Origin of the sequence: Anaerorudis cellulosivorans (assembly GCF_025943985.1) — a bacterium.
Taxonomy (GTDB): domain Bacteria; phylum Bacteroidota; class Bacteroidia; order Bacteroidales; family Dysgonomonadaceae; genus Anaerorudis; species Anaerorudis cellulosivorans.
In genome coordinates this window covers 1-24,339 of record NZ_JAPCWE010000001.1, presented here as the reverse complement: position 1 = coordinate 24,339, position 24,339 = coordinate 1, and the positions used below count along the sequence as shown (strand labels likewise).

General features: G+C 42.5%; 20 protein-coding genes, 1 other RNA gene and 1 riboswitch. Of the genes, 10 read left to right on the top strand and 11 right to left on the bottom strand.

What is annotated here, in order from left to right:
- Window positions 1–8 precede the first annotated feature (8 nt).
- From OLM34_RS00100 to OLM34_RS00065, 8 genes are all read right to left on the bottom strand, one after another.
- A complete protein-coding gene (locus OLM34_RS00100; RefSeq protein WP_264404349.1) occupies window positions 9–2,039 on the bottom strand; it encodes a TonB-dependent receptor in 2,031 nt (676 codons plus the stop codon).
- A 116-nt stretch (window positions 2,040–2,155) separates the two neighbouring features.
- Window positions 2,156–2,366: riboswitch (cobalamin riboswitch) on the bottom strand.
- A gap of 108 nt (window positions 2,367–2,474) precedes the next feature.
- Window positions 2,475–3,767: a tyrosine--tRNA ligase gene (gene tyrS, locus OLM34_RS00095; protein WP_264404347.1), complete on the bottom strand. Its 1,293-nt coding sequence runs from the start codon at window positions 3,765–3,767 to the stop codon at window positions 2,475–2,477.
- Between the two features lie 101 nt (window positions 3,768–3,868).
- On the bottom strand, window positions 3,869–5,314 hold the full coding sequence (locus OLM34_RS00090) for a TrkH family potassium uptake protein (RefSeq protein WP_264404345.1): 1,446 nt from the start codon (window positions 5,312–5,314) through the stop codon (window positions 3,869–3,871).
- 10 nt (window positions 5,315–5,324) lie between these two features.
- Window positions 5,325–6,128: an MCP four helix bundle domain-containing protein gene (locus OLM34_RS00085; RefSeq protein ID WP_264404344.1), complete on the bottom strand. Its 804-nt coding sequence runs from the start codon at window positions 6,126–6,128 to the stop codon at window positions 5,325–5,327.
- A gap of 170 nt (window positions 6,129–6,298) precedes the next feature.
- Entirely contained in the window at window positions 6,299–7,999 is a 1,701-nt protein-coding gene (locus OLM34_RS00080) for a tetratricopeptide repeat protein (RefSeq protein ID WP_264404342.1), read from the bottom strand.
- A gap of 114 nt (window positions 8,000–8,113) precedes the next feature.
- Window positions 8,114–9,250 (bottom strand): 4-phosphoerythronate dehydrogenase PdxB, encoded by a 1,137-nt coding sequence (gene pdxB / locus OLM34_RS00075; RefSeq protein ID WP_264404341.1) that lies wholly within the window; start codon window positions 9,248–9,250, stop codon window positions 8,114–8,116.
- 13 nt (window positions 9,251–9,263) lie between these two features.
- Window positions 9,264–10,739 (bottom strand): NADPH-dependent glutamate synthase, encoded by a 1,476-nt coding sequence (gene gltA, locus OLM34_RS00070; protein ID WP_264404339.1) that lies wholly within the window; start codon window positions 10,737–10,739, stop codon window positions 9,264–9,266.
- 72 nt (window positions 10,740–10,811) lie between these two features.
- On the bottom strand, window positions 10,812–11,594 hold the full coding sequence (locus OLM34_RS00065; protein ID WP_264404338.1) for a sulfide/dihydroorotate dehydrogenase-like FAD/NAD-binding protein: 783 nt from the start codon (window positions 11,592–11,594) through the stop codon (window positions 10,812–10,814).
- Window positions 11,595–12,234: 640 nt separating this feature from the next.
- Here OLM34_RS00065 and OLM34_RS00060 point away from each other — a divergent pair.
- The 3 genes from OLM34_RS00060 (at window position 12,235) to ssrA (ending at window position 14,353) form a co-directional block, all read left to right on the top strand.
- The gene (locus tag OLM34_RS00060) at window positions 12,235–12,849 is read left to right on the top strand and encodes a DUF4254 domain-containing protein (protein WP_264404335.1); all 615 of its coding nucleotides are present in this window, start codon (window positions 12,235–12,237) and stop codon (window positions 12,847–12,849) included.
- The gene (locus OLM34_RS00055) at window positions 12,849–13,868 is read left to right on the top strand and encodes a glycosyltransferase family 9 protein (RefSeq protein ID WP_264404333.1); all 1,020 of its coding nucleotides are present in this window, start codon (window positions 12,849–12,851) and stop codon (window positions 13,866–13,868) included. The genes OLM34_RS00060 and OLM34_RS00055 overlap by 1 nt, the downstream gene beginning before the upstream one ends.
- An 82-nt stretch (window positions 13,869–13,950) precedes the next feature.
- Window positions 13,951–14,353, top strand: a transfer-messenger RNA (tmRNA) gene (gene ssrA, locus OLM34_RS00050).
- Window positions 14,354–14,564: 211 nt separating this feature from the next.
- On the opposite strand, the gene OLM34_RS00045 is transcribed toward ssrA, so the two are convergent.
- Complete coding sequence (locus OLM34_RS00045) at window positions 14,565–15,308, bottom strand: Mut7-C ubiquitin/RNAse domain-containing protein (protein WP_264404332.1); 744 nt, start codon at window positions 15,306–15,308, stop codon at window positions 14,565–14,567.
- 13 nt (window positions 15,309–15,321) lie between these two features.
- Complete coding sequence (locus tag OLM34_RS11445; protein ID WP_413777168.1) at window positions 15,322–15,510, bottom strand: DUF72 domain-containing protein; 189 nt, start codon at window positions 15,508–15,510, stop codon at window positions 15,322–15,324.
- Window positions 15,511–15,871: 361 nt separating this feature from the next.
- On the opposite strand from OLM34_RS11445, the gene OLM34_RS00040 reads away from it, so the two are divergent.
- From OLM34_RS00040 to OLM34_RS00025, 4 genes are all read left to right on the top strand, one after another.
- Complete coding sequence (locus OLM34_RS00040) at window positions 15,872–17,941, top strand: TlpA family protein disulfide reductase (protein WP_264404330.1); 2,070 nt, start codon at window positions 15,872–15,874, stop codon at window positions 17,939–17,941.
- A gap of 104 nt (window positions 17,942–18,045) precedes the next feature.
- Complete coding sequence (locus OLM34_RS00035; RefSeq protein WP_264404328.1) at window positions 18,046–18,858, top strand: MlaE family ABC transporter permease; 813 nt, start codon at window positions 18,046–18,048, stop codon at window positions 18,856–18,858.
- A 6-nt stretch (window positions 18,859–18,864) separates the two neighbouring features.
- Window positions 18,865–19,599 carry an ABC transporter ATP-binding protein gene (locus tag OLM34_RS00030; protein ID WP_264404326.1) on the top strand — a complete coding sequence of 245 codons (735 nt, stop codon included), beginning with the start codon at window positions 18,865–18,867 and terminating at the stop codon, window positions 19,597–19,599.
- Between the two features lie 26 nt (window positions 19,600–19,625).
- Window positions 19,626–20,627, top strand: a complete 1,002-nt coding sequence (locus tag OLM34_RS00025) for an MlaD family protein (protein WP_264404325.1) — start codon at window positions 19,626–19,628, stop codon at window positions 20,625–20,627.
- A 136-nt stretch (window positions 20,628–20,763) separates the two neighbouring features.
- Here the strand turns inward: OLM34_RS00025 and OLM34_RS00020 are convergent, their stop codons facing one another.
- Entirely contained in the window at window positions 20,764–22,152 is a 1,389-nt protein-coding gene (locus tag OLM34_RS00020) for an MFS transporter (protein ID WP_264404324.1), read from the bottom strand.
- 373 nt (window positions 22,153–22,525) lie between these two features.
- On the opposite strand from OLM34_RS00020, the gene rpsU reads away from it, so the two are divergent.
- The 3 genes from rpsU to hpf all read left to right on the top strand — a co-directional run bounded on the left by rpsU (window position 22,526) and on the right by hpf (window position 23,981).
- Window positions 22,526–22,717, top strand: coding sequence for a 30S ribosomal protein S21 (gene rpsU, locus OLM34_RS00015; protein WP_264404322.1), 192 nt, complete (start codon window positions 22,526–22,528; stop codon window positions 22,715–22,717).
- 63 nt (window positions 22,718–22,780) lie between these two features.
- Entirely contained in the window at window positions 22,781–23,671 is an 891-nt protein-coding gene (gene xerA / locus OLM34_RS00010; protein WP_264404320.1) for a site-specific tyrosine recombinase/integron integrase, read from the top strand.
- A gap of 13 nt (window positions 23,672–23,684) precedes the next feature.
- A complete protein-coding gene (hpf, locus tag OLM34_RS00005) occupies window positions 23,685–23,981 on the top strand; it encodes a ribosome hibernation-promoting factor, HPF/YfiA family (protein ID WP_264404559.1) in 297 nt (98 codons plus the stop codon).
- The last annotated feature ends 358 nt before the right edge of the window (window positions 23,982–24,339 follow it).

Here is a 24,339-nt window from a genome sequence, read left to right as displayed (position 1 = left end):
ATGGTGAATTAAAAATCGATCGAAACGGTTCCTCTGAAGGAACGGCCGGGCATGTGGAAGTTGCGCACAATCTCGTAATTTTTGTCGCCTACGTTCAATGCCTCCACCGAGATATGCCAGGTGTGGCGCTTGGTGTTGACGACTTTGGAAAGCGAGAAGCTGTGATCGGTATAGCCCGGCAACCGATTTTGGGGAATATTTTCTGCCAGTGCATACCGTATGCCCGACCACAACAGGGTATATGACACTTTGAACCACGGCATTTCCACGGTGGCATGGGCTGCACCCGACGTGCGGGGAGTATAGGGAATCTGATTTTTGTATGTCGATGATTGGGGATCGGTCATATTCAATGCTTTTTGATAAGAAAATGTGCCTCCGGCCGACAAGCTTATTTCGTGTGGCAGGTTGAAGATGCTTTCCATCGAAAGGTCGATACCGTCGATACGCACTTTCCCGTAATTGACCATGCTCCATTCGAACATGTTTTTTACGGGAACGGCAACAATTTTGTTTTTTATCGTGTTGCGATATATGTCTGCCGCAAACGAGAGGAAGGGCAGATGGTCGCTGCCGGAAATACCGTAGGTGAGTCCCATGTTAAACTGTTGGGCATCTTCGGGTTTGAGGTCGCGCTTACCCACGAGCGAATAATACAAATCGTTGAAAGTGGGAAGCCGGAAAATGTTTTTATAGAAAGCCCTGAAATGGAGGTCAATATCGTCGAACGGTTGAGTCGATACGGCAAGGCAGGGCGACACTTTGTGGTGGTTTTCGGCCGGGTTGCCGTTTTTTACCTTTTCATCGGTTTGCGTGTAAAGCACGTTGGCAGTAGCCGTAAATTTTTCGGCTGTAAATTTGGCCGCCATTACCGATTGCAGGGTGATCCGTCGTGGATAAACAAAATTATAAAGATTGGCATCGAGTGTGGCCGATGTGAGATCGGCAGCTGTCGATAACTGCAGGGCAGGGTAGGGGCTGTAGAGCAGCGCCACAGAGCCGTAACCCTCATGTTGTCGGTACGTGTTCTCGAGTTTGCCGGCGGAATTGAGGTAGGTGGGATCGAGGTAATGCTGATACCCGTAATTGTATTTGGCGTTGGCCTGAAGTGCCCATTTATCCGTAAAATCGTTCCGGTAATGTACCTGCGCAAAAAACGTTTCATCCCAAAGGCGCTGTTTCGATGCATTGTCGGTATTATAGAAAATGACCGCACCCGGCAAACCGCGTTCAGAACGGTAGTAGTATATTCGCGCGTCGGCACGCGAAGTCGGTGAAATTTTTCCGAACAATGCCCCTTCCAGCCGAAGATTCTGCACATCGGTATTTTGTCGTTTCTCCAGCGACGAGCTGTCATTTTTCGATGGTCCGTAATGCAATACATAGGGGTATCTTCCGTCGGCCGAGAGCCACTCGCCGCTCAACGAGGCAGCCATACGGTCGCTGATTTTCTGTTCGAGGTAAACCGTCGGGTTAACCAATCCGAAAGAACCGGTTTTCAGCGAACCTTTGCCGTGAGTCTTTTCGCCTTGTTCGAAAGAAGGGATACGACTATGGATATGGAGCACCGAGGCAGCGGAAAAAAACCGTGCCGGTTGAAAAATTTGATCGCTTTGCGCCTGATTCAGCGTGATCGAGTTCACATTGTCCGTCGAAAAACGGCCGATATCGATTTGCCCCGTCTGCACATCCGAAAGCAGGACGCCGTTGTAGCCCACGGCCGTGTGCGTTGCGCCCAGCCCCCTCACCGAAACCGTTTTCAGTCCCCCGATGCCGCCGTAATCTTTTACGGTAACGCCCGAGAAATGTTTCACCACATCGGAAATCTGCAGTGCATTCAGGTTTTGTATTGCTTTTTCCGTCATGATTTGCGTAGGCAGCGCAGAACGAATCGCCCGGTTGTGGTAGTTTTCGGTAATTACTACTTCGGGCAAATGCAGCAACGTATCTTCGCCCGTTTGGGCCGACAGCCGCATGCACGACGTTATTGCCGCAACGCATATAACGATGAACCACTGTTGTTTTTTGAATACATTCATCTTCTACCGAATCCTTTTAAATTTCGGTAAAGCTTAAACGAAAAGAAGGCACGCAAAAATCGAAAAACGAAGAGAATTGTCGTGTCGTTTTCAAGCTTTATTCCCCGAAAGCCATTAACTGTTGCGAAATGTCGGCAGGTCTTCTGACTTGCTCCCGTGTCTGAACGCCTTCCCGTCCGCGCGGCGGACAGTGGCATAAGGTATGTGTTCAGCACATAAGCGGAGCTCACAGCAGCGGGTCTGTTCAGGATTTTCACCTGATTCCCTTTTCATTGTTCCTTTCGTAGCCTTTGTGAAAGGAACAACACCCACATTTCGGAGGCAAAGATAAGGATAATTTTTTTAAAAAGCTCGCCGTATGGGTTATTTAAATCGGATCTTCCGAACCAAACGGCGAGTGTGTTACCCGAAGAAGGCACTCCGGGAGTTGCTCCTTTATTCGGCTATTAATAGAAAATAATTCTTCTTGCCACGTTGAGCAATAATGTATTTGTTGCCGATGAGATAAGAAGAATCGATCACTGTATCGGAATTTTCCAATCGTTCTTTATTAATGGTTACTCCTCCCGATTGTGTAGTTTTGCGCATTTCGCTTTTGGAAGGGAAAACGGCAGCGTTTTCTGTCAATAAATCGACAGCTTTTATACCACGGGAAAGCGCTTCTTTTGAGATATTAAATTGGGGAACGCCATCAAATACCTGAAGGAATGTTTCTTCGTCGATGGAACGCAAGGTATCTGAAGTTGCTTTTCCGAATAATATTTGAGAAGCATTGACAGCCATTTCGTAATCGCTGCGCGAGTGCACCATGACGGTAATCTCTTCGGCCAGTCTTTTTTGTAAAGGGCGAAGATGGGGTGCTTTTTGTTGTTCGGAAATCAGTGAATCGATCTCTTCTCGCGAGAGAGTGGTAAATATTTTGATATATTTGGCAGCATCGTCATCACTCACATTGAGCCAGAATTGGTAAAATTTGTAGGGTGAGGTGTAGCGACGGTCGAGCCACACATTTCCGCTTTCCGTTTTTCCGAATTTGCCGCCATCGGCTTTGGTTATAAGAGGACAGGTAATGGCAAACACTTCTTCGCCGTCGATTCGGCGGATAAGTTCGGCTCCTGTAGTTATGTTGCCCCATTGGTCTGAACCTCCCATTTGCAAACGGCAGCCCATCTCCCTGAATAAATGCAGGAAATCGTATCCTTGAATCAATTGGTATGAAAATTCGGTAAAAGACATTCCCTCTGTTGAATCGGCGCTGAGCCTTTTCTTTACCGAATCTTTTGCCATCATGTAATTAACGGTAATATGTTTGCCGATGTCGCGGATAAAATTCAGAAAAGTATAATCCTTCATCCAATCGTAGTTGTTCACCATCACGGCTTTATTGGGGATATTACTGTCAAAATCGAGGAATTTCGACAGCTGCTCTTTAATTGCAGACTGATTATGCCGAAGGGTTTCTTCATCCAACAATTTTCGTTCGGCCGATTTCATCGAGGGATCACCGATCATTCCGGTAGCGCCTCCTATCAGGGCTATTGGCGTGTGACCGGCTCTTTGAAAGTGTTTCAGCATCATAATGCCTACAAGATGGCCGATGTGAAGGGAATCGGCAGTAGGATCAATGCCCACATATCCGGCCGTTTTTTCTTTTAACAAGTATTCTTCCGTTCCGGGGATGATATTCTGAATCATGCCTCTCCAACGAAGTTCTTCCACAAAATTCATAAAACGTTACTCTTTTTGATTTGTTAAAACGCTTGCAAAGGTACGACTTTATTTTCGGAAAACTAAACAGAAAAAACGATAGAACCGTTGTTTTCTGTTTATCAATGTTTTCGCGACAACATGGTCAGAAAAACGATGACATTCATAATTTCGAGACGACCGAGCAGCATGTTGCCTGAAAGGATGTATTTTGCGGCATCGGGCAAACCGCTGTAATTTCCCAACGAACTGACTCTTCCAAATCCCGGCCCTGCGTTTCCAAGCGTTGTTATAGCTGCAGAGAAAGCTGTTATTCCATCTATATTCATTGCAGTCAGCATTAAAGTAGTTACAAAAAAAGTGATAATGTACAACAGGATAAAAACGGCGGTCTGCAATTCCATATCGTTGTCGATGAGTGTTCCATCCACTTTTATGGCATATATTCCTTGAGGGTGTTTGGCGAGTCGGATTTGTTTGATCAGCGATTTGAAGAATAGATAAATTCGGTCGAATTTCAATCCTCCTGATGTAGATCCCACCATTCCGCATTGAATGGTAAAATACATTTGGATCAGGATAGCAAAAATAGGCCAAGTAGGGGTATCAACAATGGCAAAACCTGTGGTTGTTCCTAATGAAATCACCTGAAAAGCAGCATATCGCAACGATTCTCCAAAACTATAAACTTTTTCAAAAGTAAGTTGGGCGGCGACAAGGATAATTCCTATAAATATTATCATAACATAAGAACGAACAACACTTGAAGTGAAAATATTCAATTTTCGTCCGCGAACGGTATTGTAAATCAACCCAAAATGTATGCTGCTTATCAACATAAAAAACATGATGATGATTTCGATTCCTACATTGTTGTAATAAGCTATGCTCAGGTTTTTGGTTGAAAATCCTCCTGTGGCAACAGTGGCAAACGAATGGCAAAGCGCATCGAACCAGTTCATGCCGAAGATTTTCAGCAAAATAATTTCGATGGCAATAAGGCTTAAATATATAACAACGAGGATATTGGCAATTTCTTTTGCCTTCATCCGAAAGTTCAGCATGGATAAACCGGAAACTTCAGTATGATAAATGCTGGATCGGATTCCCTTTTTTTCGGGAAGGATGGCCAACACAAAAAGAATAATGCCAATTCCACCAATAAAATGGGTAGCTGCCCTCCAAAACAGCAATCCTTTAGGCAATATTTCGACATTGTTTAAGATGGATGCTCCCGTCGTGGTAAATCCCGAAACACTTTCGAACAATGCGTTGGCCAACGTGAACTCCCCTCCCCACATGAAATAAGGAATCATTCCTGTCAGACAGGTGAGTATCCAACCCAGCACGCTGATGGCCATTCCTTCATGAAAACTGATATCGTCTATTCTTTCGACAAATAACTGAGGAAATATTCCCAATACTGCACACACCAATGCTCCATAAAGAAGCGGAATGAACGAATCTTCGTGCAGGAAAAGCGAAATGGATGCCGAGATACACAAAAACAGCGCATTGAAAAGCAAAATAAATCCTAAATATTTTAATATGGCTTTTGTTCGCAACATAGGTTAATCATTAATTTTTTTCATTTTTGTCGTTCATCATGTTTTTGATGTGAAGAAAACGATGAATTAGATTATTGATTTCATTTTCAAGGTTTTTTATCTCGTCTTTAGTGTATGCGGTAACTTTCAGATTGTATTGTTCCGGATAGAATGAAGACACAGCATCGGTAATGTTGCGTATAGGATTGATCAGGTATTCCGAAATGAAAAAATTGAGTAGCAGGGCGAAAATCGCTGCCGTGATGAGCGACACAATGGCGGGCATAATGGCCCGTTTGGCATTATCTCTCATCGATAGGGTTTGTTTTTTGACGCCTTTCTCGTTGAGTTGCAACAAGGTGTTGATCGCATCTTTTGTTGCAAAATTCAGTTGTTGGTAGGTAGAGAAAAAATGATTGCTTTCCGTAGGCGTCGTGATGCTGTCTTTTTCAATAAAGGATAGAAGGAAAGTATAGTATTTACCGTATTCATCCTTTATTTTTTCGATGTATTTTTCCTCATCGACTTCTGAAACATGCTGAGTGGCAATTTTTATGGCGTGGTTCATTATTGAATCTGCGGTCATGATTATTTTTATCCCTTCTTCACGATTACCTTCCAGTAACAATAATAAACCTTTGTTTTCCTGGTCCATTGCATTAAGCATGTTCTGGGCCTGTTCAATGGATGTACAATTGTTATTAATGATGGTTTCGGCCGAAGTTTCCACTTTTTCAAACTCCATAACTAACATTATTCCTGCTATGGCCAGCATGAAAATCAGCAACAGGAAACCTGCCGATATTTTTGTTTTCAACGAGTTGGCTATTTTCATCGGATGAATACGGTTTTATTAATAAGTTCTCATAATAAATGGTGCAAAGGTACTTGTTTTTAAAATATTTTGCCAAAATAGGGAGAAAACTTTTTCAGCAAACGAAAAAGTGGAATGCATCCTGGTTTTCCGTTATGCATTCCACTTTTATAAAGATTAGACGATTGACGTTATCGTACTAACGAAACAAAATCGTTATTTGATCGGTATTTGGCAAATTCCAAATCGTTTGCTGCTTTTTTTGCCATGGATTTGTCGCGCAATATGGCTGTTTGAAGATTGGTTATGACATCGTTGATGTTGTTTGTTCTTGCAGCAACGATGGCGGCCAGGTATGCTGTGGTTGCATCGGGGTTAGGAATAGCCGCCAGTGTTTGTGATGCCTTGTTGTAATCTTTTACCAGCAATTGTGCCAATGCGGCATTATTCGATTTCAGATCGCCAAAAGCTTCGACAGCTTTATTGTATTCTCCTTTTTTCAGATAAAGCAATCCGAGAGCACCATTCAAGCCTTTGGCACCACCAGCTTTGCCAAGCAACTCTTCGGCTTTGTCGAGATCGTTGTTGATCATGGCAATCAAAGCCAGATTCATATTCACTTCCGGTGCATTTGGCGATATTTGTGCGGCACGATTAAACGATTGGGTGGCTTTGTTTAGATCTCCCCGTTTGTAGAAAAGAACGCCCAGGTTGTTCCAACCTCTGAAATCTTGTGGATAATTTACCGTTATATATTGGAAAATACGTTCTTTTTCAGCGTCATTGTCCGTGAGAGTAGAAGCATAAAGCAATTCGTTTACATTCAGCTGTTTAGGATCGTTTCTCCAGAATGACATGATTTCATCGTCGGTTTTTCCGATAATGTCGATGTTGGCGATCAAACGAGCACGGCGCAATTGAGGAAGAACGGTTTCTGCCAATTCTTTATATATATAAGATATGTTTTTTATTTGTTGTTCGCGCTCTTCCGGATCAGAATACATAGATAATACCCTGAGAATAAGTTCTTTGTCTTGCAGGTCTGATGCTTCTACCAATTGACGGAAACCTTCCCAGTCTTCGGCTGTAAAATGGGTATTGATATCGGTAGCAATATTCTTCTTTTTTAATTCCTTCTGCAGGTATTCCGTTGTATTTTTTTGTCGTTGTTCGGCCAGTGTTTCGTTAAGAGCCAATGGACCGTCAGGTGAAGCATATGCAGCTACTTCAATAGCAATTTGCTGTTTAGGATCATTAAAAGCTTCTTCCACGCGTTTTTTCCAAGCAAGCAACCCTTCTTTACTTAATTCGCTTTGACGCAATGCGGCATTTTGAATAAGGAACAAGATGGCTGCATCCTGTTTGTCCTTAATGATTTTTTGGAAATTATCGTCGGCCAGCGAAGGATCGGTGGTTAAAGCGTCGGCCAGCATTGAAGTGGCAACAACACCGTCGGCAACTTTTATATCGGGAAGATTTGCCTTTTTGTTTTTTATTTGTGCGTTAAAACGCATGAAAAGTTCGGAAACTTCCATTCCTTCCTGATACGGGAATTTAAAATTCATGATGAAATTCCCCCCTTTGTTTTTAGGAATCGTTATCCCGTTTCCTGCTACTTTTTCGCCCTGATAGGTGTAGGGTATCGCTTTCAACTCCTTGTTGCCCGCGTATTTAATTACAGGTGTAATGGTTACCGTTGCGTTTGGGTGAAACCATTTTTCGGGGAATGTTCCGTTAACGGAAACAGGCACTTCGGTTCCCACGGTTTCAAGTGGAGAAGGGGTTACTTTAAAATTGGATTGCGATAGCGGCTTAAGGCTGCTGCATGAGGTAGCAAACAGCACGATTGCTGTTGCTAATGCTAAAGATACATTGAACAATTTTTTATTCATAGGAAAAAATTTTATAAGTTGATTATTTTATTTTTATCGTTTCCTGATTCTTTCTGCAAAACTATCGATTTTTATTCGAATAAGAAAACTGCGGAGTTGATATCTCCTGCACATTTAGTCATTTTTTAGAAATTCCACATGAAATCCCAATTGTTGCAACACGTTTGCCGGTACCGGATCGGCATTTATCACCGTATAGGCTTTGTATTCACGTCGAAGAGGATAATGGGAACGAAAATAGTAGAATTTTTCGGGCGATTTTTTCAATGCTTCGGTTTCCTTCAACGGATTATAGGTATGCAGAACGGCATGGGTTGTTTGTCGATGCGGGTCAATATTTTTTAGATCTATGACGGGATCGTCAGGAGCAGGGATAGGTGGCATGAGTTGTACGGGATCGATGTCGAGATGAAAGAAATCGCATAGGTTTTGGAGGGTCATTTTAGTTGCAGTCCATTTGCCGTCGGCAGAATATCCGGCAACGTGCGGCGTGGCGATGTCGACCATTTCCAGCAGTTCGGTGTCGATGTCGGGCTCGTTTTCCCAACAATCGATTACCGATCCTGACACGAGGCCCTCTTCAATGGCTTTTTTCCATGCCCGCGTATCGGTTACGCTACCACGACAGGAATTGATCAGCACCGGTTTTTTGTTTAATTCGTTGAAAAAACGTTCGTCGGCCAGGTGCCACGTTTTGTATTTTCCTGTTTTGGTAAGGGGTGTGTGCAGGGTGATGATGTCTGCCTCATGTTTAATGGTTTCCAGATCGACAAACATGTTGTCTGCGTTGCCCTCTCGCTCTTCTCTTGGCGGATCGTTTAGCAGCACCTTCATGCCGAGTTTTTTGCAGGCAGCTTCCACTTTACTTCCCACATTTCCCACACCAACAATACCGATGGTCTTCTCTTTCAGATCGAATCCTTTCTTCTCTGCCAGAAGTAGCAGGGATGCCGTTACGTATTGTTCAACCGAGCCGGCATTACAACCCGGTGCGGTACGCCATGCAATGCCGTGAGTATCGCAATAATGGGTATCGATATGGTCGTAACCTATCGTGGCCGAACAAATGAGCTTTACGGACGAACCTGCCAGTATTTCTTCGTCAAAACGGGTTACTGTCCGCACAATCAACACATCTTTGTCTTTTACGGTTTCTTTGGTGAACTGATTGCCGGGCAGGTATTCAACTTCGCCGAAGTGCTCGATGGCGCCTTTCAGGTAGGGTATATGGGCATCTGCTAAGATTTTCATTGTTCTAATTGATTTATAACGTCTTTTTCAACCATGCATCCATTCCTTTTGCGGCTTTGCGTCCGTCACCCATGGCAAGGATAACGGTAGCTCCGCCACGCACGATGTCGCCTCCGGCAAATATATATTCTACACTGGTTTGCATGGTTTCGCCATCCACTACAATTGTTCCATGAGGGGTGACTTCCAAACCGGCGAAAGACGACGGAATCAAGGGGTTGGGAGAAACGCCTACGCTTACAATGACCTCGTCGACATCTACCCATAGGGTGTCGCCTTCAATGGGGATGGGTCGGCGACGGCCGGATGCATCGGGTTCACCGAGTTTCATGCGTTGCAACAACATGCGTTGCACGTGCCCATTTTCATCGCCTTCGTATCGTAAGGGATTATGCAGGGTAAAAAATTCGACGCCTTCTTCTTTTGCGTGTTTCACCTCTTCGATTCGTGCCGGCATCTCTTCTTCTGAACGTCGATACACAATCATTGCTTTTTCGGCACCCAGACGGCGTGCTGTGCGAACGGCATCCATTGCGGTATTGCCGCCGCCGATTACGGCTACTTTTTTGCCTCGATGAATGGGGGTATCGCTTTCAGGATCGGCTGCCTGCATTAAATTTACCCGCGTGAGGTATTCGTTGCACGACATTACGCCGATAAGATTTTCTCCCGGAATATGCATAAAATTGGGCAATCCGGCCCCACTGCCGATAAAAAGTCCACGATATCCCATTTCTTTCAGATCTTCTTGAGAAATGGTTTTTCCTACGATGCAGTTGGTTACAAATTTCACCCCCATTTTTTTGAGCCCTTCTATTTCCACCTCCACAATGGTGTTGGGAAGGCGAAATTCGGGAATGCCATAGCGTAGAACGCCACCCAATTCGTGCAGCGCTTCGAAAACCGTAACATCGTATCCCATTTTGGCCATATCGCCGGCAAAAGCCAACCCGGCAGGACCTGAGCCTGCAACGGCAATTTTAATGCCGTTTGCGGGAGCAGTTTCGGGAATAGAGATGTGGCCGCTTTCCCTTTCGTAGTCTGCGGCAAAGCGTTCGAGATATCCGATGGCTACGGCTTGTTTTTTAAGTTTTTGGACATAAAAACATTGGCTTTCGCATTGACGTTCCTGAGGACATACACGTCCGCACACGGCAGGAAGGGCATTGGTTTCTTTCAGCGTTTTGGCGGCTTCAAGTATTTCGCCTCGCTCGATGTTTTTAATAAATTTCGGGATGTTGATTTCAACAGGGCATCCCGTAATGCAGGTGGGATCCACGCAATCCAAACAGCGATGCGATTCGGCAAGAGCTTGTTCCGGCGTAAGTCCGAGATTAACCTCCCGGAAATTATGGATGCGGACTTCCGGTGGCTGTTCGGGCATTTTTACCCGGGGCAGATCCGTACGTTCTTTATTTTTCATCGTTTTACGTAACGCTTCGCGCCACGGCTGATTGCGTTCAGCTTGCAAATATTCTTTTGAAGGCATTTCCTTTTGTTTTATTGTTGGCTAAGCTATGAATATTCGATTATGATCGATGATCGATTGCGGCAATTGAAGTTAGTTATAAGCTTTCAGTCGCATGAGCATCTCATCGAAATCGACTTGGTGCGCGTCGAATTCGGGTCCGTCAACGCAGACGAATTTGGTTTTTCCTCCCACAGTCACCCGGCATGCTCCACACATACCTGTACCGTCCACCATGATGGTATTGAGGGATGCGATGGTCTGGATGTTGTATTTTTTGGTGAGTTCCGAAACGAATTTCATCATAATGGCAGGCCCGATGGTAACGCACAAATCCACTTTTTCGCGTTGGATAACCTCTTCAACACCATTGGTAATCAATCCTTTTTTGCCGTATGAACCATCGTCGGTCATAATGATGACTTCATCGGCAAATTGACGTACTTCGTTTTCAAGAATAACGAGTTCTTTGGTGCGGGCTGCCAAAACGGCAATTACTTTATTGCCGGCTTTTTTCATTGCTTCTATAATGGGCAACATGGGGGCAATTCCCACGCCGCCACCGGCACAAACTACGGTACCGAAATTCTCGATATGTGTGGCTTTGCCGAGTGGACCAACCAAATCGGTTATATAATCGCCGACGTTAAGTTCGCAAAATTTTCCCGAAGATTTACCTACGTTCTGCACAACCAACGTGATTGTTCCTTTTTGCGGATCGGCCGATGCAATGGTATACGGTACACGTTCTCCTTTTTTCCCGATGCGAACAATCACAAAATGACCCGCTTTACGGCTTTTGGCAATTAACGGGGCTTCGATCTCGAATTTTACAACCTTATCGGATAAATATTCCTTTCCTACGATTTTATTCATGACAAATAATATGTTGCTGATTATTTTTTCGAATAAATCCTATTTTATTTTTCAGCTTACAAAAGTACACTTTTTCATGTGAATAGGAACCCGAATTTTAAAATAATAGCGAAATTCGGAGAAAAATATAGCCCGACCTGCGAAATGGTATTTCATTTATTCATTTATTCATCCGATAAGTGCGTTGCCGGAATGGGTTAAACATCGTCGTAATTTTATTGTCGAATGTTGTGCCCGAAATCGTTTCTCGGGCATGGCAGAATGTTTTTTATGGTCTTCGTTTTATTTTTGAAACAGAAAATTGAGGCACCTCAAGCTGTAATGGACGCATCATAAAGGTAGAATGTCCGCTTCTTGTTTGCTTCTTGTTCGCTTCTTGTTCGCTTCAAGGCGGGGACAACAACACCGGATTCCGCGACTTCGAGGTAAAAACGACCTGCGTTTTCGCAGTAGAAATCGCAAAATTGTCGAGCGGACTTGGAGCGGACTTGGTACGGACTTGGTACGGAGAAGGTGCAGTCTTGGTACGGACCTTTTTCGGGCTCATTTTTGCAATAAATGGCATTTGAGTATCGACTTTGTTTTTTCAAAATTAGCGCGGATTAATTATCTTTGCATTATTAGGATAAAAAAATAAATTATGGAAAATTTCAGTGCAAATGCTAATGCTATTTTTGACCGTGCCACGCAAGATTATCATCTCTTGAATCATGTTGATGCATTTATGAAAAATCCGTTTCAATCGGGGACAATCGATTTCCTTCTTTATGAAAAGAATTGGATTGATGTAGTTCAGTGGCATCTTGAAGATATTATTCGCGATCCTGATATTGATCCTTTCAAAGCATTGGAAATCAAGCGTCGTATTGACCGATCGAATCAAGAAAGAACTGACTTGGTTGAAAAAATCGATGATTATTTTCTTAATTTATTTAAAGAAGTTAAACCGCTTCCCTATGCTTCCATCAATACGGAAAGCCCTGCTTGGGCAATTGATCGATTATCCATTCTTGCCGTAAAAATTTATCATATGCGTGACGAGGTTAATCGTACCGATGCTGATGAACAGCACGTGATCAATTGCCGTGAAAAATTAAATATTCTTCTGAATCAACGCGAAGATCTCTCCCAAGCTATAGATACGTTGCTACGGGAAATCGGTGAAGGGAAAAAATACATGAAGGTTTACAGGCAAATGAAAATGTATAATGATCCTTCTCTTAATCCTGTACTATACAGTAAACCAATAAAATAATGGCTAATGTTTTGGTAATCCGTCTCTCCGCTTTTGGCGATGTAGCGCTGCTTGTTCCTCCTTTATATTCAGTGGCAAAGGCCTATCCGGACGACACTTTTTACGTTTTGACAAATAAAAATTTTATTGCGCTTTTTGATCTTGGATTGCCTAATATTCAACCGATTGGTATTAATCTCGCAGATTATAAAGGCATCAAAGGTTTGTTCCGTTTGGGAAATTTACTCAGAAAATATAATATCGATAAAGTTGCCGATGTACATGATGTATTGCGAAGTAAATTTTTGAGAGCTTACTTTTCCCTTTTAGGTAAAAAAACAACACATATAGATAAAGGCAGGAAAGAAAAGAAAGCCATTATTTCAAAGAAAGCCCCTTTACAACCGTTAAAACATACCATCAATCGATATAGAGACGTTTTTGATGCGATGGGATATCCTGCGGAAATGACGTTTTCTAATTATTTCTCAGATGGTTCTCCTGAGGTTTCATTACCTGAGCATATTTTTTTTGATAAAACAAAAAAAAATATCGGAATAGCTCCCTTTGCCAAACATAAAGCGAAAATGTATCCACCGGAGAAAATGGAAGAAGTAATAAAAAAAATTTCATCCTTTCCCGATGTTGTTATTTATCTTTTTGGCAGTCAGAGGGAAGCCGAAATAATGAAAAAATGGCAGGAGACCTATCCCCATGTGGTTTCTGTTGCCGGAAAGCTTAATCTCCTTCAGGAGTTATATCTTATGTCTCAACTTCGGGTAATGCTTTCCATGGATTCGGCTAATATGCATTTGGCATCCTTAGTCGGAGTCCCGGTGATTTCTATTTGGGGAGCTACTCATCCGTATTTGGGCTTTTATGGTTTTAATCAGTCTATTGAAAATGCAATTCAGATCGATTTAGATTGTCGGCCATGTTCTGTTTTTGGAAACACAGCTTGTCGGCGTGGCGATTATGCGTGTTTAAATTCTATTCATCCGAGTATTATTGTTCGGCGATTACAAAAGTATTTAGGTTAATTTTTGGCATATCTTTTGCAATAATTAAACCAAATCATTATTTTTGTGTCATAGTTCATGAAAAAAGAGATCATTGAAATATGGGGTTGACCGGTTTTGACAGCGAGCAGAAGAGGTTTGCAAGCATGCAGTGCGTTGACGTTTTTGCACTTTAATCTCAAACGTCGAAACATTAACTGGCAATAACAATTATGCTCTTGCAGCGTAATCGAAGTATAGTAGATTAGTCGCTTAATCCCGGCACAAGGTGCCGGGACAAGACATCACCCGGAAGCTCTGGCTCCGAAGCGTTCCGATAGGGTGGTGCAGGTAAATCGGAGATAGGATAGGCGAGGCTTCGGCGCTTATCTGAAAAAGTAGAAGCTAAGGAAAGAGGTTGGTAGCTTCAGCCGTTCTCTTTCCCGACAACCAAAGTGAAGCTAAGCATGTAGAAAGCAAATGGCTTCCTCGTTTGGACGAGGGTTCGAATCCCTCCAACTCCACAATAAACCTTAAATATCAATTAATTACAAAAAAATACGTACGGAATTACGCACATCCGCAAAATTGATCTGCCATTTCACACCGGGAAATATACATGTTATGGTAAAGCATATGCATGACTCTTCGGCGCAATATTATGAAGTTATTTTCAAATACAGGTATTAACCCTTGTTCATGAAAAAATATTACGCCGGGACTTTTCGGAAAAGAGTATTAATCGGGAAGAATGTTCCGATGAATAAAGCTGAGCATATTATCGAAATGTGATCCCTTCCAATAGATACGATCACAGGAACCGCAGTGGAAAAACTCATTAAAATGGTTTGCCGTGCGAGGTTTGAGTCGGGGAAGGATTTGCTGTTTATCTATCGGGATAAGTACGTTGTTACATTCCATACAACGGGTTAGCGGATCAATACTCTTCGACAAATCCAGTTTATTCACGAGATCCCGAATCTGTTCCAACGGAACAGATGACCTGATCCAATAGGAATGGGTTACTCTTTTATCTCTGATTAACCGGTAATTGCGGGAAAGGATAATTCTTTTTTCTTCAGCCGCGATCCGGATAATCTGCTCATTGGTGTATTGGTCGGAATACAAGGCATCAAATCCGAGCATGCGAATATACCGGCTCAATTTGCCCAAATGTACATCGCAGATAAACTTGATCTCACGGAGCGGTTTTTCCCGTAATTGGCTTATTTCTGAAATATCGAAAAGCTCAAATACGGGGTATACCGATATCCGGTCTTCATCCTGCAGGATGTAGTCAAATCCCTTTGAGAGTTGATTCACCAGGATCAAATCAACTTCAGCCGGCGGCACCCCCAATGAAGTGATTGCCTGTTGCACCGACATCCTGTCTTTCAGCGGATATTCAAACCATACCTTTCGCATCTCCTCAGGAAGATGCTCATTCAACTCTTCATAAAAACGAAAATATACCTTACTCATTAGTTCGATTCAATCAGATCTCCCTTAATTGTTCTGCATTTTTTAGGGTAAAGCCCTCGAAATCGTTATTGAAAAATCCCCATACCTCGTTTCCCTGCTCGAGCCAATTTTTAATTTTTTGGGCGTACCCGGCCAAATCCGTTTCGCTGTAATTGGAAGCATAGAGCGATTCATGTCTGTAAAACCTGATGAAATAAACCACTCAAAAAGCAATGCATTTTGTTTACAAAGCTATTATTTTTTCTGGTTCATTTGTCTCATCGACCTGTTTTTAACTCTATTCGTTTGTATTATGAGTCAAACAGGCCGATTATTGGTGTTTACCAAGGTGTGTGCTCTTTTATATAATCGTTCCAATTATCTGTGGAAAATTGTAAGGTAAGTGCAACCTGATGTCTGCATTGGTTTTGGGCGGAGGGCAAAACGGGTGTTTATCCGGATTAATAAAAAGCTTGTGTTTAGCGAAATCTGATAATTTATCTTGAAAAATGGGATACAAAAAATAAAATGGTTACATTTGGAGCAAATAGCTGTAAATTTCGGACATTTAATATATTGTAGCGATGAAAACAACAAAATTTTTAATCGTAGCCGTGTTGACGCTGCTCGGTGTAGCAGCCAGTGCAAATGAAAAAGTGATTGAGCTTCCGCCGGCCGTATTTAGCAATAACCGGGCTGTGGAGATTAGCAGAGTAACCCTTTCCGATACGGCTACCGTGTTGGATATAGCAGCTTTTTACCGCCCGGGTTGGTGGATAAAAATTGCTTCCGACAGTTATCTGCTGGCCGACGGCAAGAAGTACATGATTCGAAGCGGACAGGGCATCGATCTCGATTCGTTGTTTTGGATGCCTCAATCGGGCGAAGCTTCCTTCAAACTCGTTTTTGAACCGTTGCCGGTCAATACTTCCGCCTTTGATTTTATAGAAAGCGATTGCGATAATTGTTTTAAGATATACGGAGTGGATCTCAAGAACAAACGGTTGAAATTGTCCGACATTCCCGATGAATATGCCCGTGATTATCTGCCGGAAAACGATCTTGAACTGAAATTGGTGAAAGGCGAGGCCGTTGTAAGTGGCATGTTGTGGGGTTACCGTCCCGAATTTGGCGATGTTAAGTTGGTGTACGGCAATCCGATTACTTGCGAAGAAGACGAAGTGCCGGTGAACGTCGATGCCGACGGTTCGTTTCGTGCGTCGATTGCGGTATGCAGTCCCACCAACCTTTATCTTCGCTTGGGATCGGCTTCGTTTCCCGTGAAGGCAGCTCCGGGAAAGACATCGAAACTGCTGGTCAATCTTCCCGAATACACTCGCAAGTACTCTCGTCTGCATAAAGCGGAAGAGCCTTACGGCAAGGAGGTGTATTATGCTGGTTATCTGGCAAAGCTCAATACCGATTTGCAGCACGAAGCACTTACGGATCTTTCTACGGCGGATGTTTTTGCCGTGGCGGCCGATATGGACGCCCATGAATTGAAAACTTTCCTGATGGAGCGCTACGAACAATTGCTCGCAACAAGTGCATCGGCCGGTATCAGTCTGCTTGCCCAACAGGTTTTCAATATTCGTCAGGCATTTTTGCTGACCGATATTTTGATGAATGCCGATTCTTACATCCTGAGTTCCTATGCCCAAAAATACAAGGTTCCTTATGCCGAGGCTGCGCAAAAAATGAGGCATTCGTCACAAACCGACGATTATAACGACTTTTATCGGGTGTTGCCTTATGATGATCCCACTGTTCTGCTGGTTTCCGATATATCCTTTTATATCCGAAGCTTGGGATATGCCCGTGGGGATTCGAACGATCCGACGATAATTATGCGCTATTTGGCCGGATGTGAAGAAGTATCGACCGACGAAAAAGCGCTTATTCATGCGTATATCGATGCTTATGAAAAGGGAGTAAAGTTCGAAAAAACGGATTCGATCAATTCGTTGTACAAAAAGTACCAACCTCTTGTGGAAGAATACAACCGGGGAAATGTAGGTGTGGAATACCTGAAAAAGGTGTTGAATACCGAGGATGCTTTTTTGTTTGATCTCATCCGTTCGCAACAAATCAGTTTTGCTTTGAGGGACTACAATCCGTTGACCGATGAGCAGAAGCAGGAACTGGAGTCTTATCCCGAAATCATCCGAACCACCTTGCTGAAGGAGAACGAGGAGTTGCTGGCAAAAATAGAGGAAAACAAGAAGAAAACAGGCTATACGGTGTTGGAAGTGCCACAAGTTTCGAATGAACAACTGTTTGACGAAATGGTGAAGCCTTTTCGAGGTAAAGTAGTGCTGGTGGATTTTTGGGCTACGTGGTGTGGTCCGTGCCGACAGGCAAACAAAGCAATGGAGCCGTTGAAAGCCCAACTGGCCGGTAAGGATTTGGCATATGTTTACATGACCGGATATACTTCGCCCGAAAACACCTGGCGCAACATGATTCCCGACTTGAAAGGCAATCATTATCGGATGGACGATGCGCAATGGGAATATATCCGGCAGCAGAAGAAAGCGGAAGGAGTGCCCACCTATCTTATTCTTGACCGAGAAGGCAATCAGCGTTTCTACTCGCTCGGTTTTCCGGGTGCCGACATCATGAAACGCGAGTTGCTGAAAGCGTTGGATCAATGAAATGAAAATCATCGAAATTAACAACATTAATAAAGATAAAACTCGTAACCCACGTTTAAGTAATTGTACTAACAACCTTTGATAACTAATTTAATACTATTGCGATGAGGAAAGTGCATGTTAGAAATTTCAAGATTCGAAAATTTCACGTGGACGAAGAAGTACGAAACTTCTACAACGGGATATTTATTGATCTGGGTGAACTGGCCATTTTTACAGGGAAAGTAGTCAAACAATTTTTTCAACCACCATTCGAATATAAGGAATTGATAAAGCAAGGTTACCTGATCGGAAACAAATCTTTTTCGTTGATCAGTGTCACCGGATTTATTATGGGATTGGTACTTACGATGCAAATGAATCCGATATTATCGAATTTTGGCGCTCAAACATTGTTACCCGGCGTAATTGCCGTAGCAATGGTGAGAGAATTGGGACCTGTGATAGCAGGACTTATTTGTGCCGGAAAGATAAGTTCGGGGATCGGGGCTGAAATTGCGGCGATGAGTGTAACTGAACAGATTGATGCGATGGAAGTATCGGGGACCAAACCGTTAGGTTTTGTCGTGGCTACACGTGTTTTGGCTGCTACTGTCGTCGTTCCTATTTTGGTGATTTTTGCCGATGCGTTTAGTTTTCTGGGTGCGTATCTAGCCATTAACGTTTTCGAAAATATGAGCATTACCCTCTTCGTCAATAGTGCATTTGACATGTTGAGTTTTAAGGATCTTATCCCGGCTACCATAAAAACATTCTTTTTCGGTTTCTTTATCGGATTGATTGGCTGTTATAAGGGTTATAATGCCCGAAGTGGAACTGAATCCGTTGGCTATGCGGCTAATTCGGCTGTGGTATCCTCGTCACTTACCGTGTTTGTGATTGATCTCATATTTGTGTTGATAATCAATATTTTGTAGTAGATCATGGAACAAGAGAAGGTAATCATAGTAAAGGATTTGTATAAATCATTTCTCGACAAACATGTACTAAGGGGCATAAATTTGACGCTGCATCGGGGAGAGAATTTGGGAATTATGGGAAAATCAGGCATCGGAAAATCGGTATTGACCAAATGTATTGTGAGATTGATCGAACCTGACGCAGGAGAGATTAATGTATTGGGAACGAATGTGTTGAGATGCAATGAAGCAGAACTGAATGAAATACGGAAAAAGGTGGGTTATCTTTTTCAGGGAGGTGCTTTGTATGATTCGATGAGCGTTCGTGAAAATTTGCTATTTCCGATAAGACGTACACAATTTGTCGACAAAAAACGCGAAGCGGAAAAATTGGTTGAAAGTTCGCTTAGAAGTGTTGGTTTACTGGATGCCATCGATAAAATGCCATCGGAGCTTTCGGGAGGAATGAAAAAGAGAATTGCTTTGGCTCGTACGTTGATTCTTCGTCCGGAAATTATTTTATATGACGAACCGACAACCGGTCTTGACGCAGTGACGTCGGGCGAAATTAGTGAATTGATTGTTAAAATCAGGGAAGAATACAACACGGCTTCCATTATCATTACTCACGATACAAAATGTGTGAAGATTGCCACAGACAACATAAAAATCATGCAGGATGGCGTTTTCGTTGCCGAGGGAACCTATGAAGAACTGAGTCGCAGTTCAGAAAAAGGAATACGGGATTATTTTATGTAGAAAATGAACATAAAAACAACGTAAACATGAAAAAACAAAAAAGGGCATTAAAATTGGGAATTTTTATAGCTGCAGCTATTATTTTGTTTGTGGTGGCTGTGTATCTGATTGGCAGTAAAGAAAATCTGTTTAGTTCCAATACCAACTTATACGCTTCGTTTAAAGATATAGGGGGGTTGGTTGTTGGGAACAATGTACGGTTTGCCGGCATTAATGTGGGGACAGTAAAAGATATCCGCATTGTTTCGGATACTTCGGTGACAGTAAATATGTCTGTAAATGATCGTTATACAAAATACATTTACAAGAATGCTACTGTTCGAATAGGACAGGAAGGATTGATGGGAGGGAAAATTGTACTTATATTACCCGGAGATAAGGAAGCGGGACAGGTGGAAGAGGGTGATTTCTTGAAGGCGGTCGAGGGGATCGATATACAAAGTATAATTGCACAAGCGCAACGTATGATTGAAGAAGTGAACTCAACGATAACTAATCTTCATTCCATAACCGGAAAGATTGATAACGGAGAGGGAGATATAGGAAAACTTCTTAACGACGATTCGTTAACTGCTCAATTTAACGCAGCCATGAGTAGCGTTAATTCATCATTGAATCATATCGCCCAACTCACAAGTAAGATTGACAGTGGAAAGGGCGATTTGGGGAAGTTGATCAATGAAAATATGCTGACAACAAAATTGGATGCTATGTTAGAAAATGCAGACTCAACCTTATATGAATTGCATCAGACTGCTTATGCGCTGAATCATGGGGATGGCATTCTTTCGCGATTGGTGCATGATAAGCAAATGGGATTGAAGATTGATAGCACTGTCGCAAAAGTTGACGAAGGTGTTGTTCAGATTACCAAAGCTGCAGAAACAATCGCCAATAGCTGGATATTTCGTTTGTTCTCCAAAAACAAAAAGAAAACAGAGGATAAAAAACAACCCGTACAGGAATTTAAGGTGCATGCCGGCGATACTATTGTGATAGACGACAGCATAAAGGCACATATTCACTAAAAATTTAAGCTAAGGGGTGTTACAGAGTATTCGGTCACCTTTCACCATTTTTACGCAAGTGCATTTGACTTCTTCGGAAATAGGCAGTAAAAAAGTACTATCGGAATAAAAAAATTCGTACATTTCGTTTATTTTTTTAACACCTGTTTTTGGCTTGAGACATGACCCTTTGATAGGAAAGGTAAACGCCGAAGCAGCTCAGAAGCCCAAAAATGAGGAACGAAATTTTTGTGGCGAGCAACAGCCCTTCTTGACCAAACAGGGTAGCTTGTGAATTGTTAATCAGCAAAATGAGTGCCGATGCCAATGCCATGGAAAGAAATTGCCCGAACAACCTGCCAAAGGCAAGAAATGCAGAGGCGAATCCGTAGGAACCGGCATCTACCGAACTCATTACGGCATTGGTATTGGGCGAAGAAAACAGGGCAAATCCAAGCCCCAATATGGCCAACAGAATGGCCAACACATAAAGGGGCAGGGTTTCGTTGACCAGTAAACCGATGGCAAAAAGTGCAATGCTGATGGTGCCCATACCGTAGGAGGCTATTTTGCCGGGATTGTGTTTGTCGGAAAGATGTCCGGCATAGGCAGAAAACAATGCCATCATCACCGGTTGAAAACTCAAAACGATTCCGGCTGCGACGGGTGTCATGCCGCGGATATTTTGCAAATAGAGGCTTAGCACATAACTAATGGCAAAGGTGGTGGCATAATTGATTAAAGCGGCCAAAATGGAGTTGGTGAAATACCGGTTTTTTTTCAAAAAGGTAACGGAAATAAAGGGATGGGCTTTCCGGCTTTCGTAAACAACAAACGCATAGCAGGCAACGGCGCTGATGCCGATCCCGATCAGGGAATTCCGATTCATCCAATCCAATGCCAATACAATGCCTAGTATGGCAATCACGAAAAGAAGATATCCGTGGAGATCGAAGGGTTTTTCCGTTTCGCTTCTCCATTCTTTTTTGACGCCGAAAAACATGATACCCAGGGCGAAGGTTGTGAAAATGAAATTGAAAACAAACAGGCTTTTCCATCCCAATATTTGTGTCAACAATCCGCCCAGCAACGGAGCCAACGAGAGTCCGATATAGGTGAAGGTGGTTTGAATGCCGAGAACAAATCCTCGTCGTGAAGTCGCAAAAGCGGAGGCAATCAATGCCGGTGCCGATGCCATGATCATCGCGCTTCCCAACCCTTGAATAAACCGTAATACAACGGCAGGATAAAAACCGGGAATAACGGTGATCAGAAGCGAGATAAAACCAAAAACGACATTTCCGGCCAAAAATGTGTTGCGCCTGCCATAGCGGTCGGCTATCCACCCTGCAAGAAGCAACCCGATGGCCGACGCCAGCAGAAACGACTTCGATATCCAGGCCACCTGTGCAACGCCTACCCCGTACTCGGCGTTGATTACCGGCATGGCGATATTCAACGAAGAAGACATGAAGCTGTTGAAAAATGACCCGATGACGATGGCGATGAGCAACCATTCGTTTTCCTTGATCTTCCTATTCCGCATGCTATACCTATATTATATAGTGAAAAAATCCTCGAAATAACAAACACACGTTTCGAGTGCCGGATTTGTGACTGCAAAAATAATAAAAAGAGATGGGCAGTCCTATTTTTCTGCATTTCTTAAAAATGTTTTTACAAAAGAGTGTTTTTTCAATCTTTATTTGTAATTTTGTCGCTCCAAACAGAAGGGAGGTTACTGAAATACGTAAGAAATAAACAAAAGGGAAAGAAAATAGTAAAAAAACAAAATGGGTTGGTTTTGTACACCGACAATCGATGTGCATGTATAATAACCTATATATCAGCAATCACATTTTTATATATCAGTAATCACATTTTGTAATAAAGAAAAATAAAAAACAATCGAATTATATATGATTATCGTACAAGTAAGAGAAGGCGAAAATATTGAAAAAGCATTGAAGAAATTCAAACGCAAATACGAAAAAACAGGCGTATCAAAAGAACTTCGCAGACGCCAGGCATACGTAAAACCTTCGGTTGAAAAAAGACAGAAGAAGCAACGTGCCATCTACGTGCAAAAATTGCAGCAAGAAGAAGAGTAATTTTTTTTTTTGAATTAGAGAAAATTTCCTTAATTTCGAAGTCCCGATCAAGGGATAAACGAAATGTGGAAGGAAAAATTTATAGCATATCTCCGTTTTGAGAAGAACTATTCCTCTCATACGGAGATTTCTTATTTGAATGACCTTAATCAATTTGAAACATTCATTGTTGGGGAATGTGGAGAATTTGATCCGGGGAACATCGATTCCGACCTGATTCGCACATGGATAGCCCAATTGATGGAAGAGGGAATGAAACCCCGCTCCGTTAACCGAAAACTCAGTGCCGTAAAATCATTTTTCAAATATTTGAAAAAACAAGGTGTCATTACCCGTAATCCTGCCGAGAGGGTAGGCGGACCAAAAGTTGAAAAAAAATTGCCGGTGTTTGTGAGCGATAAGGATATGGAAAGAATTCTGGATGATGAAAATGAGTATCCCGACGATTTTGAAGGACATCGCGACCGCTTTATCATGGAATTGTTTTACGTGACGGGAATACGTCGTTCCGAACTGATCGGGTTGAAAGATTCCGATATCGATTTTTACAACCATACACTTCGGGTTACGGGCAAAAGAAATAAACAGCGCCTTATACCTTTGTCGGATATGACGATAGAAAAACTGAACGAATATATTCGAATAAGAGATGCCAATGTAAAGAACAAATCTACCTTTTTGTTTGTTAAGAATAATGGAGAACCCATGAATCCTGTTATGGTATATAAAGTCATTAATACCCATTTGAGCGGCATAGCTACGCTGACGAAAAAAAGTCCGCACGTGCTGCGTCATTCCTTTGCCACCGAAATGCTTAACAACGGGGCAGAGATCAATGCCGTAAAAGAATTGTTGGGACACTCCAGTCTTGCTTCCACCGAAATTTATACCCACGTGACATTTGACGAATTAAAAAAAGTGTATAAAAATGCTCATCCAAGAGCAAAAAAATGAAGGAGAAATACGTATGGAACTGACAATTCAATCTATCAACTTCGAGGCTACGGACAAATTGAAAGCATTTGTCGAGAAAAAAATCAAAAAGCTGGAAAAATTTCACGACGGCATTATCGATGCCGACGTAATTATGAGAGTGGTAAAGCCGGAAACAGCTAAAAACAAAGGAGTATCCGTGAAACTGAATCTCAGAAACGGAGAAGCTTTTGCCGAGAAAGTTGCCGACACTTTTGAAGAAGCCGTCGATTTATGTGCAGAGGCACTGGAAAAACAAATCATCAAGACAAAGGAAAAGAAAGAACGATAATTCAATTTTGGGGAAGGTTGCCCAATAAAATGAAATGCATCCCAAATGTCAAACACAATATTTTGGGGTATTAGTTTCATCATCGGGCAACCTTTTCTCTCCTTTTTCATTTGTAGAAAAGGGTAAAAAAATAGAACTTCTCCTCCTTTTTTCGATTTTTGAGAAAAAAATGAAAGATTTTATTTCGCTGAATAACAGTATAGATACACCTATTTTGATTTTTTTATTCGATTTTTCTCGAAAAAAGTTGTTGAAATATTTTGGAAGGGAAAGGAAAAGTTTCTATCTTTGCACCCGCTTTCCCGATGAAAGGGGGGGCTGAAAGAAAGGGCGCAAGCCGTTTTTTTGAAGAAAAAGA

Coding starts and splice junctions, on each gene's coding strand:
- OLM34_RS00100 (WP_264404349.1), bottom strand. CDS start 2,039: ATGAATGTATTCAAAAAACAACAGTGGTTCATCGTTATATGCGTTGCG.
- tyrS (WP_264404347.1), bottom strand. CDS start 3,767: ATGAATTTTGTGGAAGAACTTCGTTGGAGAGGCATGATTCAGAATATC.
- OLM34_RS00090 (WP_264404345.1), bottom strand. CDS start 5,314: ATGTTGCGAACAAAAGCCATATTAAAATATTTAGGATTTATTTTGCTT.
- OLM34_RS00085 (WP_264404344.1), bottom strand. CDS start 6,128: ATGAAAATAGCCAACTCGTTGAAAACAAAAATATCGGCAGGTTTCCTG.
- OLM34_RS00080 (WP_264404342.1), bottom strand. CDS start 7,999: ATGAATAAAAAATTGTTCAATGTATCTTTAGCATTAGCAACAGCAATC.
- pdxB (WP_264404341.1), bottom strand. CDS start 9,250: ATGAAAATCTTAGCAGATGCCCATATACCCTACCTGAAAGGCGCCATC.
- gltA (WP_264404339.1), bottom strand. CDS start 10,739: ATGCCTTCAAAAGAATATTTGCAAGCTGAACGCAATCAGCCGTGGCGC.
- OLM34_RS00065 (WP_264404338.1), bottom strand. CDS start 11,594: ATGAATAAAATCGTAGGAAAGGAATATTTATCCGATAAGGTTGTAAAA.
- OLM34_RS00060 (WP_264404335.1), top strand. CDS start 12,235: ATGGAAAATTTCAGTGCAAATGCTAATGCTATTTTTGACCGTGCCACG.
- OLM34_RS00055 (WP_264404333.1), top strand. CDS start 12,849: ATGGCTAATGTTTTGGTAATCCGTCTCTCCGCTTTTGGCGATGTAGCG.
- OLM34_RS00045 (WP_264404332.1), bottom strand. CDS start 15,308: ATGAGTAAGGTATATTTTCGTTTTTATGAAGAGTTGAATGAGCATCTT.
- OLM34_RS00040 (WP_264404330.1), top strand. CDS start 15,872: ATGAAAACAACAAAATTTTTAATCGTAGCCGTGTTGACGCTGCTCGGT.
- OLM34_RS00035 (WP_264404328.1), top strand. CDS start 18,046: ATGAGGAAAGTGCATGTTAGAAATTTCAAGATTCGAAAATTTCACGTG.
- OLM34_RS00030 (WP_264404326.1), top strand. CDS start 18,865: ATGGAACAAGAGAAGGTAATCATAGTAAAGGATTTGTATAAATCATTT.
- OLM34_RS00025 (WP_264404325.1), top strand. CDS start 19,626: ATGAAAAAACAAAAAAGGGCATTAAAATTGGGAATTTTTATAGCTGCA.
- OLM34_RS00020 (WP_264404324.1), bottom strand. CDS start 22,152: ATGCGGAATAGGAAGATCAAGGAAAACGAATGGTTGCTCATCGCCATC.
- rpsU (WP_264404322.1), top strand. CDS start 22,526: ATGATTATCGTACAAGTAAGAGAAGGCGAAAATATTGAAAAAGCATTG.
- xerA (WP_264404320.1), top strand. CDS start 22,781: ATGTGGAAGGAAAAATTTATAGCATATCTCCGTTTTGAGAAGAACTAT.
- hpf (WP_264404559.1), top strand. CDS start 23,685: ATGGAACTGACAATTCAATCTATCAACTTCGAGGCTACGGACAAATTG.